Annotated in this window: 1 pseudogene; it reads left to right on the forward strand. The window is 78.7% G+C overall.

The features are described 5' to 3' along the window. A pseudogene (locus tag G3I42_RS28275) lies at positions 1-296 on the forward strand (ribonuclease E/G); the annotation flags it as partial.

Genomic DNA, 296 nt, shown 5'->3' on the forward strand with positions numbered 1-296 from the left:
CTGAAGGGCGAGCAGCCCGAGGCCATCGTCGAGGTCCAGGAACCGGCGGCGGACGCGGTCGCCGACGCCGCGGTCGAGCCGCTCGCCGACACGGTCGTGGAGCCGGTCGTCGAGCCCGAGGCCGTCGAGGTCGTGACGGCGGCGACGCTGCCCGCCTCGGCCGTCGCGGACACCGTCGCCACCGAGGAGGCCCCCCGGGGCCGCGGGCGGCGCCGGGCGACGCGCAAGGCGAGCGCTCCGGCGGGTTCGCCGAAGGCCGCCGAGCCGGTCGAGGTCGTCGTACCCGTCGCGGAGGT

This window comes from Streptomyces sp. SID11385, from assembly GCF_010548245.1.
Classification (GTDB): Bacteria; Actinomycetota; Actinomycetes; order Streptomycetales; family Streptomycetaceae; genus Streptomyces.